The following is an 11260-nucleotide window of genomic DNA, read 5'->3' as shown; positions in this document are numbered from 1 at the left end:
CAAAATGTGACGTCCATAGCAGAGATGGACTTTATCGGTATACGGCAGGGTTAATCCCTGCCATACCGGCGTAAGTTACAGAACAAGCTGGATTTCGGGTGGTGGTGGTGGAAGTGTGTCCGAATCAGTAGTGACTCCGGCACTGGAGCTTCCTGAAGCCACGCTGGCACTGACCCATTTGAAAAAGCCTGAAAATGCGGTCGAATCCAGTGTTTCAAGAGCCACAACTTTGTCAGTCAGTAGTTTCAGATGTTCGTGTCCCGCTTTAGGGCCAACAGCACAGGCTATAATGGAGCCAAACGAACGCCGCTGAACCTCTTTAACAGCTTCCCCATAAGCCCAGGCATCTGACGGAGTACCATCTGTCATCAGAAACACCAGCGGTCTCCAGTCGCCTTTCTGTTCACCATCAGAGCGGCGAATATCCCGGTCGACACACTGGATCAGACATTCAAGCGCCGCGCCGGTAAAGGTGCCGCCCGCACTTGGTACTTCTATATCAGAAAACTGAAAGTCAGCCAGGGCAGTGAGGGGAACATACTCCCGGGCTTCATTATCGTATGTAATTATTGAGATATGGACGCTTTCAAGCGCATAAGGGTCCTGTCTCAGGGCACTCAGCATAGCCTGCACACCCACATTCACTGAATGTATCGATTCTCCTCTCATTGAGCCGGAAGTATCGATGAGCAGATATACGGGTAGTCTTCGCATTTAGATATAGTTCCTCAGATGGCTTACGAACGAATCGGAGGTGGAAGGCTCGCCTATCGCATTCAGTTTCCAGCCACTGGATTCCCGGACAAGCTCAGCAAAGACCATCGATCGCTGACCATTAAAGGCTACACCGCCGGAGAGGTCAAAGCGTGCCATTTCCACATTTTTTCCGTCTACCGCCCGGATAAATGCATTTTGCACTTTTCCAAAGTGCTGCTGTAATTTTTCGCCGTTGTAGATCTGAACAATAAAGACAATTTTTTCGTACTTCGGATCGATGCTGTTTAGTTTTACGATAATTTGCTCATCGTCTCCGTCACCGGCACCTGTCCGGTTATCGCCGGTCAACCAGATCTGCCCTGATTTATGGCGAAGACTGTTGAAGAAGACGATATCGCCGTTAACCAGTGTCGGCTTACCATTTTCAACATTGCCAAGGTCAGTCACTTTACCGGCTGCGTTGCAGAGAAAGGCAATAACATCGAGGTCATACTCTTCCTCTTTTTTGCCAAAAATTCCGCCCAGGAACCCTTTTTTCTCTTCATTGATGTCCCAGCCAAGACCTATCGTGACTGAGGAAAGATCGAACTCATTTTTACGCAGGCTGACGCCTTGCCCTTTCCGTAAGCTGACAGTCATAGGATCCTCTCTTAAGTTGATTGCTTATAAAACCACGTTTACTTCTGGCGGCGGTGGAGGCAAATCATCAAGACCGATAACTTCTTTTTTACCGGCATCGACTTTCTGGCTACCTACGGAAACACTGGCAGACACCCATTTGAAAAAAGCTTTGATGGAAGAGCTGTCGGCAGTGTCCAGCTGGAGAACAATTTCGGTGATCTCCTTAAGCACATCCGTATCGGCATCATGCCCGGCAGCACATGCGACAACTACCCCTTTTTTGGCTGCTTTGAATTCATTAAGTCCTTTACGCCAGTCATCAGTAGGGCCACCATCCGTCATCAGGAAAACGAGTGGACGCCAGTCGCCTTTTGTCTCCGCTGTCGTTTTCTGAACTTCTGCATCAATTCGGTTTGCAGTCAGGGATAAGGCTTCGCCCAGAGCGGTAGTTCCGCTTGCCGAAAAAGAGGGGAGATTGAAACTGAGGAGATCTGTAAGAGGTACGGCCTGACGAGCAGTAGAGTCGAAAGTAATGACAGAGACATATGCAGTTTCCAGTGCATAAGGATCCTGCTTCAGGGTGGTCAGTAGTGTCTGGACACCATTTTTAACTGCCTCTATAGGCTCTCCGTGCATTGAACCTGATGTATCGAGAAGCAGATAGACGGGAAGTCTTCTCATCTTAAACTTTCCTTAATGGTTGATGGGGGAGCTCATTTCCTGAACATGGTTTTATAAACACTTCATATCATATTACTAAAAACAAAGGCATATAGTTAGTTCAGCAATCACAAAGTGAGATTTTCACGTTTCAAACGCACGAGTTGGTTGAGCAACAATACAAATTTGCTATATTTCAACAATACGATCCCCGCCATTATTAGTAGGCATTCGCCATATTGATAACCCGTCGCCGGGAAACTGGACAGGTCATAATCTATATAAAATATGGTTTAACGTTTTTGCATTTAATAATACGGCGACGATGGTCAGTTAAAAGAAAACTAATAAAATAAGACACAGGGATTATTTATGAATTAAGAATCTTTATTTTATTAATTTGCTTTTTATCTGTAGTTATACAATAAACACCTGTTGGGAAAATGGTAAGGATTGCCGATTAGTGGAGTGAGAACAACCACCCCACTAATAGTCTGCTATTTCTTCATTTCATTGATAATTTCATCAATTTTTAACTCTACTAATTTTTCTACTGCCTCGCTTCTTGATGTACCGCTTAGCGCAGCCAGTTTGTCAATTTTGCGAAGAACACGGCGTCTTATCGACAGGGAAACGGAAGTTTTTATATCCTTATCCAGTACTACCCGTGCCCCCTGGTCATGTGTTTTTAAATCAGAATTAAGGTCCAGCGCCTCACTCATTCTCTTTAGTGTTTTCTTATCCAGTAATCCGGAGTTTACCATCTGATAGGAGTGGCCAGCCTTACTGTATTTAATTTCAGCAGCGTAAGTTTCCCTCAACTCTTTGAGCGCCCGGCTTAGTGTCGGCTCAGAACAGGCCAGCGTCGCGGTGATGGATTGCGCCGATACAGGCTTCCCTGAGCCAAGTATGTTAGCCAGGGTGTAAACTCTTTCCTGTCTGGTGTTTAATTGCATATTCAGTCGGTACCTGCCATCTGGGTCAGTGGTTCTATAGGCTGAAAAATGTAAGTTGAACTCATTTTCCTGATCAGACCTCGATCACCCAATGCTTCAATAGGGTCAACGCCACGCAGATTCCCGAAGTTGATTAGCTCGATTTCAGAGCGGCGTACCCGCCAGGAAATAATGTACTCATCTTCAAGATATCCAGTGCGTTTACTCACCCGCTGAGTGAAGCCTGAAATGACGGCCTGTTCAAACGGAAGCGTCTGAAAAACGATTGCTGCTAATCTCAGCAGGCATCCGTGAACGTGTTTAGCGTAACTTTCCCGGACCGCTTTCTGTGTCATGGCTTTTTCATTGATATCAGTTCCCCGGGCATTCACGCTATACACTTTATCAGGCATATCCTCAATCTCAGGTAAATCAACATCAAGCCAGACTGTTGATTCTTCAGGCCGTACCTCAAACGTCACCAGCGTTTCTCGCGGCCATTCTGTTTGCGAGAAAACGTCCTCAAGACAATGTTCAAAGAAGCGGGCGTCAGAGCGGAATTGCTCTTTCGCTAAGGCTGCAGACTGCGTGTAATTTTTTTCATGCTCCTGGTACTGATGCTGCCATTCTGCGTACTGCTCAGCCCAGGCTATACGCTGTTTCTCATAACGCTGTTTCAGCAACGCATTTTCACGTTCAATATCAGCGACGGACGCCTGCCACCGCCGAAGATTTTCGTTCTGTCGCTCCTGTCGGGCTGCATCAGATTCAAACCATCCCCCAAGGAAACCGCGACCGGCATGCTCATCAGGTTCTGGTGGAAGTGGTATATATTCAGGTTTGTTTGGTCGTACCGGCGCAGGAAGAGTGAAACTGCCCTGACGGAGCGCCAGGTACTGTGTCTCGAGCGTGGCCCAGGTATTCCCTCCCTTTGGGGAAGGGGAGAGTTCATGGATATTGGTTATCGCTGTTACGGTGGACATCAGTTTTTCCACCACCAGCTCCAGTTCAGACCTCAGACCGGGATCTGCCTGATGCCTGGTATTCACTCTTTCCCGTGCTGTTCTGTCAATCCGGGTGCGGTAACTCAGTCCCGTTCCGGGAAGGCCCAGGTTGGCAAACGTACCATTCTTTCCCACTGACAGCGAAGCTCCACGGGGGCCAATACTCAGACTGGGGGTCCCGTTACTCAGGTTAACCCTGACCCCCGGGATAATGCTGATCGATTTACGAAATCTGAATCCCATATATGCTTCCTTAGTGCTGCTTAGAAACTGGAATAAGCCTGATTCCTTCCGGATTTTGCCCCGTAGTCAGACCGTATACCTGTCCCCGTCCCAGGATCCCCTGAGCCCACCGGCGATGGGTGGCCGGTTCACACATCGCTCCCTGAGATTTGAAGACTGCCTGGGTGGAATTCAGAATTCGTAACGCATCTGAATGCTCACCAGGAGACACTTTAAGCGCCTCCTCTATCACACTAATCTGATCAGGATGAATGGCCGTTTTACCCACCAGCCCATGGGCGATATCCATAGAGAGTTCTCGTCCCAGAACGCCGTGATCGTCGATGTGTTCGCATACTGGTGCGGTAAGCGCAAAATCACGAGGAGCGAATACTGACACAAGCATTTTTATGACATAACCCATAGGAGTGTCATAAAGGGTCAGATCCCGTGGCCGTCGCAGAGACACGACATTCATGAGATCGTTTCCGCCGATCCGCAAAGCGATTATGCGGTCACGGCAGTCATGACTCGAAAGTTCATTTGCCAGCGCCTGCATTTTAATAACATCATAGACTTCTTCGGTTTCAAGCGTTGGCATCATCATCAATGATGTTCCTGCCATGATGTCCCACCAAACCGGGAGCGTGGAAAGGGTGAATTTGGGCAGTACAAACCCATCAATTGCACTCAGGTCCAAATTAGTCGTTAACCATCTCCCCATATCAGGGTGACGTGGGCGGATAAATACCAGTGGGTACTTCTCATCATCGTTGACGGCTCTTGCGTGTCTCAATTGCTTCAAAAACAGTGAAAGATTCTGAATCGCAAGAGGGATGTCATGCTCGCTGACCGCATCTTCCAGGCAGACAACCAGAGAGCGTAGCCCCGGTATTTTCCCTTCCAGAACGACCTCAGCGATATCCTTGCGTGTGGCAGGCATATACAGCGTGGCACCGAGTTCCCATGGGGTGGGTTGTTTTTTCATCAGCGTACCTTTTTGATAATGGTAACCGCACGATACTGACCGAGCGTATCCCCGGCTTCCGTCACATGGATACCTTTCTCTTTTGCCAGCCCAACCAGAAGAGAAACATCCGGGTCATCCATCTGGCGAACAAAAACATGATCAGGTACACGACGCAGAACCGCCCGCGTCGCTTCAGCGATACCCGGCTTAATGCGGTTAATGCTGTCCACCTCATAACGCTCAGCAAGGCTCTGGATAACTTTTCTGCTCAGCTGCCAGCGTGCGGCATTTTTCCCTGCGTCCCAGCCAGAAGCGGGAAGGGGTTTACCGTCAAGCTGTTCACGGAAATGTGCTACCGTATCCACCAGCATCTGGCTGCATTCAAAAGACTGAAGGTGATCGCAAACCACACAGCCATGCAGGCCTTCTTCGGCCCAGACAGAGCGCGAAATCAGACCCGAGACAGGCGCGCCCATGATACCGAACGGGATAAGCCAGTCATCGTCACTGGCAGCAAGCCAGGCACATCCGCAGGGGTCAGCCAGCACAACCAGTCGAGGCTGCTCCGGATAACCGAGACGGTCCTTCAGTGTGCGGGATAATTCGCCGGTAATAGCTCCTTTTCCCGTCCAGCCGTCGACAAACACTATGCCACCAGTACCATGGCGTGATTCGATAAAATCAAGCGCCGCAGCATCAATACCCCTGTCGCGGATAATGCTGATCCCGTAGTGGAAAGACTGTTTACCCATCGCACGCAGAGCCTGGTGCAGCATTACCCCCAGTGGAACACCAGCTCTGACCAGGCTGACCAGGACAATGGGTTCATCGCCAGCACGACGGGCCAGTTCACGAGCAAGATAAGATACCTCCCGTGCCAGACGTGCAGCTCCCGAATCAAGCGCACGGGTGAAAAGATCCAGGTGCCAGCGGGTAGGCTCTGGTTCCTGGCTTAACATGTCGGAATAATGCATTTTTCCTGACTGAATCAGTTCTTCCTTCAGGTCAACCGGTGTCATCTCCATGACAATGGGTTTCAGCAAAAAGTGAACATCGTCAGGTTTATAGGAACCAGAAAACGGGGCAAAATGCGACATCTTATTGCTCTCCAAAAATACGCTGTGATATGGCCTCGGCAAACTGACTCTGGCGTGGAAGACCAAACCAGCTGCAGAGTTTCATGAACCGATGGTCGCTCAGGCTGTCACCCAGCCCCATCACCGGGAAAACCCCGCGCTCCTGACGCAGTTTCTCCAGCAACCATGAAACGGCCATCCCTTTTTCTACCGGGCAGGGTAACCAGGCAATGTTGTTGCTGTTACGGTGGATGTAAAACCCTTCTGTCGAAAAAACGCGCTCAATCTCATCCCCGACAGCGTTCAGTTCATCAAGCTTCGTGCTGTCGCGGTGCTTCATGACCAGATACACCGGAGTACCCTCATATTCGTAGTTGAGGCGTGCCCAGGCATTAATGCCTCGCGCATCCATGAGCTCGGTGATGATATGTTGCATTGATGTTAAGCGGTCGGCGTAGGAGGACAGGCACTCCAGCATATGGGCTTTCCAGTCGCTGTCTGGCGTACCATCTGGACGAAGGATCACCGCGCCATGAGTGGTCACGGCCCAGGAACGGAAGGGGATCTGTACCCGACTGATTTCTTCCGTACCTCTGGCCGTCACCGGAATGAGGTCCGCATGTTCCAGCAACCAGTCCACCAGCATGGCCTGCTCTTCGGTCATAAAACTGCGAGGCGTGAGGCTGCGATCCAGTGCGCCGGTCCGGAACGGTTCAAGGGCAAGTTCATCAACCATTTTTCGGCGGGTCTGGAACAGGGTGTCATCGAGGTCGCTGAAGACGACGGGCTTATTCATAGGTAATCACCTCTACGGTGGGAGCAACAGCGGAAAGCGCCTCAAGCAGCCGGGGGTCCACGCTGGAAGCTGGCGTTTCGCAACAAATCAGGATCCGGTCAAACTGCTGATGAGCAACGTTATAGACATAATTTGGAATACCCAGTCCGTAGTTATCGCTGAAAGCAATGGCGGACTGGATAGCATAACCAGTGGAAATCGGTGAGCGGGTCGTCGAACTGAACACGACCTGAGCACCTGCCGCTTCAAGTCGCTCAGCCAGCAGGAACGGCTCCCAGACAAATTCACCGGTGCCCAGTACCAGAATGTTTTCACCGTGCGAAACCTGAACCTGGAGACCCAGGTCACTCGCCGGTATCTGCATCCCGAGTCGCCCCCAGGATTGTTTGCCGGTGATCGGGATGTTCCCTCTGGAGGTCACATTTACCTGGGGCATGACAGGCAGCGTGGCATCCGGTTCGGGTGTCCAGCGCCAGTTGCCGGAGATGAGCGATACTGTATGTAGGGGCAGGGGGCTGTTCTGACTGAGTGCTTCTCCGCTCCAGTCAGTCAGCGTGACAGCAATAACCCGTCGAACCTTCCGGAGTGCACCCGATGCACGTAATGAGGCGAGAAGATTGAGGAACGTTTTCCCTGTCGTGGCTTCATCATCCACGAGCACTAATGTTTGTGCCTCCGCTACGGTTTGCCGCATGGCAGCAGAAACTGGATAGTAGATCAGGTGGTCTGTTGCATGGCTGTGCTCTTCTTTAAACTCGCACAACAGTTCGGCATCGACCGGATGGCGGGTTGATGTCAGATAAACACAGTCAGGGTGATGCTTGCGCACCTCATCAAACACTCCCGCCCCGAGGCCGACAGCCGTCTCAGCCATCCCGATAAATACCACCGGCCCGTCCAGAGTCCCGGGAAACTTCTCCGCCAGCTGTGTATAAACATTGCGCATGACCAGAGGAGAGACAGGAATATGTCGACCCAGCACTTTACTGACAAACAGAAATGCGCGTTTTGGATTCCGCCGTTCGGCGATATCAAAGAGATCAGTAAGAGGATAATCGGTTTCCTCGCTGCTTACCTCAATTCGCCCACAGGATAATGTCTTTTGATAAACGAAATTACCATCAATTGCTGACATATCTGTCTCCATTAATCAATCCTGTTGGTCAATGATGCCGGATAGAGAATGACATCGGTAACAGAGCGGACGACTGCAGGTGAAAAATCAGTTTTCGCTGACTGCCTGACCTGATCATCATCCATCAGCCCAAGTGTATGGAAGGCATACAGACCCGGCAGATTCACGCCACTGTGCTGCGTATAACCGATACCACCTGATGGCCGCATGTTAATTTCCAGCAATAGTGGTTTGCCTTCGGCATTATGGCGAGTCTGTACATTGACCATGCCGTCTGCGTTCATTAGGCGGGCGCAGTTGATGGCAAGTTCAATCGCTTCCCCTTCATTTTCCAGATACTGAAGCACACCTTCTTTACGCCGCCCGATAGCGGCCAGGACCGTGCCTTGACTTACCACCATATCCACAGAGTATTCTGGTCCGGGTAAATAGGGCATCAGTACTTGTGGAGTAAAGCAGTCCATCCGGGCATGAGCAGCCAGATACTGTGATGGGTGGATAACACGGCTATCAGGATTGTTGAGAAAAGCTACCGGGGAAACATTGTCATCAAAACGCCAGAATCCCATGCCATAAATGCCTGTAACAGGTTTAATGCAGAGGCAATCAGAAGGGAAAGGGGGATGACTCAGCAGAGTACGAAGCTCGTCTACATTTTTTACCCGAACCGACGGGACAACCGGAAGTCCATTTTTTTCCATAAACTCGGAAAAAGTAACTTTTTCATCGGCTAATTCAAACCAGTGAGTCCCCGTTGACCCGGTAGTCAGGTGGACACCAGAACGTTGAATGTTTTCCCGGTGGCTTTCAAACCATTTACAGTTGCGACCAGTATGTATCGCATTAATACCATGAGCGTCAGTAATGGAATGAATAAAAGAAAGACGTTCTTCTTCGTTGTTAGGTTCGATCATTGAAAAATCGGAAACAGACAAGATCTCTTTCCTCTCGTTGCGATGAGAAGAAAAGATTTCAATATCCTGATTTTCCTTTTCCGCAAATGATTTCACTCCAAGGATAATGTCTCGCTGGGAAGATAGCCCTTCCATAAACCAAATTTTCTTTTTCATTTTTTATAATTGTCGCCTGAAAAGGGGATGAGATTTTTGTAATACATGAGTCTAAGAACTGACCTGCGCCATGTCAATCATAATATGATAATCACTTGCTGTTTTTGACTTTCCGTTTAGACCACAAAAACCACTTAATAACAATAACATATATCAAACCACCACCTACCCGCCCAACGTAATTAAATGTAAATTCCAGAAACCCACCAGTTTTTACCTTGCGGGTGAACTTTGTCATGATATGATTTAGATGCATTCTGTTTGAAAATGAATTTTATAAAAACCCGGTCAATACCTTTTAAGGAATGAATATGGTTTCTTTAAGTAAAAACCAGACAGTATCACTCAGCAAACAATCCACTGCTCTCAGCCAGCTTCAGTTCGGACTGGGTTGGGATCCTGTTAAGAAAAAGGGATTATTTGGCAGCATTTTTGGTGGCAATGATTCCATAGACCTGGATGCAGGTTGCGTTCTTCTGGATGCCGCAGGTAATAAAATTGACACCATCTGGTTTCGTAAACTGAAATCCAGCTGTGGGTCTGTCGTCCACTCCGGCGATAACCTGACGGGTGAAGGGGATGGAGATGATGAAATCATTCGCGTCGATCTCACAAAATTGCCGGCAAATGTTGAATACCTCGCCTTTACCGTGAACAGCTTTCGTGGGCAGTCCTTCAACGATGTCGATAACGCCTTCTGTCGCGTCGTGGATCAGACCAATAAAGAACTGGCCCGCTATCAGCTGACGGAACAAGGTGCTCATACGGGTATCATCATCGCTTCCCTGCGCCGCAACAACGGAAACTGGGATTTTACCGCCCACGGTAAAGCAAGCGGTGGCCGCACAATCGACGATATGCAGCGCGATATCATCAGTACGGTGGTAAAAGCATGAATCTGACACCGGGGGGCAATGCCCCTTTAATTGCTCAGGATCTCCGCGTGAGGATCATTTCTGGTGGTCCTGTTGACGCTTCGGCGTTTCGATTATTCGCTGACGGGAAAGTTCGGGGTGACAGCGATATGGTCTTTTACGGGCAACCCCGTAATGAAGATGGTTCCATTAGCTTCAGTACTGAAGGGACCAATAGCGTTTTCACCGTTGATCTGTCCCGCCTCAAGCCCGACGTGCAGAAAGTCGCGTTCACCGTTACCTGTGACGGCAGCCATACAGTTTCCTCCCTGAATCATCTGTCCATACAAATTGAAAGTGGCAATACCTCGCTGATCAGTGGTCAGGTAGAACTGAGCGGTCGTCAGGAAGCCGCTCTGATCCTCGGTGAAGTCTATCGCAGGAATGGTGACTGGAAATTTCGTTTTATCGCCCAGGGCTTCAATGGCGGCCTGAAACCTCTCGCTGAGTACTATGGCGTCAACGTCGCGGATGAGCCAGCTCAAGTCACTCCGCCACCAGCGCCTCCGGCTCCGCCTAAAGTTAGCCTGAGTAAAGTTTCTCTGACCAAAGAGAAGCCTGCCATCAGCCTTGCCAAAAAAGACAATTTTGGTGAAATCCGCATCAATCTGAACTGGCATCGTGGCTCAGGTTCAGGCGGCTTACTGGGCGGTATGTTTGGTTCGAACAAAGCGATAGACCTGGATCTCGGTGCATTCGTTGAGCTCGCAGATGGCTATAAGTCAGTTGTTCAGGCACTCGGTAATGCTTTTGGTAACTATCACTCTGAGCCATATGTTCAACTGCAGGGTGATGATCGTACCGGCGAGGCTCTGGATGGGGAATGGCTACACATCAATGGCCGCGAATGGAAAGAAATTCGCCAGGTACTGATATATGCCTTTATCTATCAGGGCGTGCCCAGCTGGGACAAAACCGATGGCGTGGTGACATTACATGTTCCGGAGCAACCACCGATTGAATCGCGTCTGACTGAAGGTGATAACAAACGCACGCTGTGTGCGATTGCCCGTCTGGTCAACGAGAACGGTTCCATTCGTGTGGAACGTATTAACCAGTACTTCAGAGGCCAGGAGGAAATGGACCGCGCTTTTGGCTGGGGGTTTCGCTGGTCCAGAGGTTCCAAATAAACGCAATGAT

At 49.6% G+C, this 11260-nt stretch carries 12 protein-coding genes; 2 read left to right on the top strand and 10 right to left on the bottom strand.

Annotated features, from left to right (window positions below; translation table 11 throughout):
• Window positions 1-75: 75 nt before the first annotated feature.
• From LGL98_RS25720 to LGL98_RS25675, 10 genes are all read right to left on the bottom strand, one after another.
• Window positions 76-714, bottom strand: a complete 639-nt coding sequence (locus LGL98_RS25720; protein WP_004026585.1) for a vWA domain-containing protein — start codon at window positions 712-714, stop codon at window positions 76-78.
• Window positions 715-1356: a TerD family protein gene (locus tag LGL98_RS25715; protein ID WP_004026586.1), complete on the bottom strand. Its 642-nt coding sequence runs from the start codon at window positions 1354-1356 to the stop codon at window positions 715-717. It abuts the gene before it with no gap.
• Between the two features lie 24 nt (window positions 1357-1380).
• Window positions 1381-2019 carry a vWA domain-containing protein gene (locus LGL98_RS25710; protein WP_004026588.1) on the bottom strand — a complete coding sequence of 213 codons (639 nt, stop codon included), beginning with the start codon at window positions 2017-2019 and terminating at the stop codon, window positions 1381-1383.
• Window positions 2020-2495: 476 nt separating this feature from the next.
• Window positions 2496-2954, bottom strand: a complete 459-nt coding sequence (locus tag LGL98_RS25705; RefSeq protein ID WP_004196888.1) for a type II toxin-antitoxin system HicB family antitoxin — start codon at window positions 2952-2954, stop codon at window positions 2496-2498.
• Window positions 2955-2956: 2 nt separating this feature from the next.
• On the bottom strand, window positions 2957-4180 hold the full coding sequence (locus tag LGL98_RS25700) for a DUF4236 domain-containing protein (RefSeq protein ID WP_226652012.1): 1224 nt from the start codon (window positions 4178-4180) through the stop codon (window positions 2957-2959).
• Window positions 4181-4190: 10 nt separating this feature from the next.
• Window positions 4191-5147 carry an HpcH/HpaI aldolase/citrate lyase family protein gene (locus tag LGL98_RS25695; RefSeq protein ID WP_226652011.1) on the bottom strand — a complete coding sequence of 319 codons (957 nt, stop codon included), beginning with the start codon at window positions 5145-5147 and terminating at the stop codon, window positions 4191-4193.
• Window positions 5147-6226, bottom strand: a complete 1080-nt coding sequence (locus LGL98_RS25690) for a cysteine protease StiP family protein (protein WP_226652009.1) — start codon at window positions 6224-6226, stop codon at window positions 5147-5149. The genes LGL98_RS25695 and LGL98_RS25690 overlap by 1 nt, the downstream gene beginning before the upstream one ends.
• 1 nt (window position 6227) lies before the next feature.
• Window positions 6228-7001: an HAD family hydrolase gene (locus LGL98_RS25685; protein ID WP_226652008.1), complete on the bottom strand. Its 774-nt coding sequence runs from the start codon at window positions 6999-7001 to the stop codon at window positions 6228-6230.
• Window positions 6994-8136, bottom strand: a complete 1143-nt coding sequence (locus LGL98_RS25680; RefSeq protein WP_032412830.1) for a phosphoribosyltransferase domain-containing protein — start codon at window positions 8134-8136, stop codon at window positions 6994-6996. Before LGL98_RS25680 ends, LGL98_RS25685 begins: the two co-directional genes overlap by 8 nt.
• Window positions 8137-8147: 11 nt before the next feature.
• Window positions 8148-9206 carry an ATP-grasp domain-containing protein gene (locus tag LGL98_RS25675; RefSeq protein ID WP_032720944.1) on the bottom strand — a complete coding sequence of 353 codons (1059 nt, stop codon included), beginning with the start codon at window positions 9204-9206 and terminating at the stop codon, window positions 8148-8150.
• A 311-nt stretch (window positions 9207-9517) separates the two neighbouring features.
• On the opposite strand from LGL98_RS25675, the gene LGL98_RS25670 reads away from it, so the two are divergent.
• Together LGL98_RS25670 and terA are read left to right on the top strand one after the other, a co-directional pair.
• Window positions 9518-10102, top strand: a complete 585-nt coding sequence (locus LGL98_RS25670; RefSeq protein ID WP_004026602.1) for a TerD family protein — start codon at window positions 9518-9520, stop codon at window positions 10100-10102.
• A complete protein-coding gene (gene terA / locus LGL98_RS25665) occupies window positions 10099-11250 on the top strand; it encodes a tellurium resistance system protein TerA (RefSeq protein ID WP_074015702.1) in 1152 nt (383 codons plus the stop codon). Before LGL98_RS25670 ends, terA begins: the two co-directional genes overlap by 4 nt.
• The last annotated feature ends 10 nt before the right edge of the window (window positions 11251-11260 follow it).

It is taken from the genome of Klebsiella africana, assembly GCF_020526085.1.
Classification (GTDB): domain Bacteria; phylum Pseudomonadota; class Gammaproteobacteria; order Enterobacterales; family Enterobacteriaceae; genus Klebsiella; species Klebsiella africana.
The sequence above is the reverse complement of the archived record's forward strand: the minus strand, read 5'-3'. Positions and strand labels throughout refer to the sequence as shown.